General features: G+C 37.2%; 1 protein-coding gene. It reads left to right on the top strand.

Annotation, left to right across the window (positions count from 1 at the left end; all coding sequences use genetic code 11):
• Nucleotides 1-86: 86 nt before the first annotated feature.
• The coding region (locus tag C1E99_RS00555) for a YSIRK-type signal peptide-containing protein (RefSeq protein WP_153060126.1) at nt 87-293 on the top strand (207 nt) is incomplete at its 3' end.

The following is a 293-nucleotide window of genomic DNA, read 5'->3' as shown; positions in this document are numbered from 1 at the left end:
TTTTAATATATAAAAAATACACCCGACACCTGAATATCATGGTACAATAACAGTATATAATAAAATATAAATTAGGAATAATAGAAATGGAAACTGCAAAGAAAAAATTCAGATATAGTATTCGTAAATTTAAAGTCGGTGTAGGCTCAGTGCTAATTGCCACTTGCTTACTTGGGGCTGGGGTCTCGACAACAACCGCTTTTGCAACGACAGTGACTTCGGAATCTACTCAAGTTGAAGCAACTCAGCCAACGGGAGAAACCGAGCCAACAGTACAGATTACTGGAACAGTA

This window comes from Streptococcus suis (assembly GCF_002964045.1).
GTDB classification, from domain to species: domain Bacteria; phylum Bacillota; class Bacilli; order Lactobacillales; family Streptococcaceae; genus Streptococcus; species Streptococcus suis_U.
The sequence above is the reverse complement of the archived record's forward strand: the minus strand, read 5'-3'. Positions and strand labels throughout refer to the sequence as shown.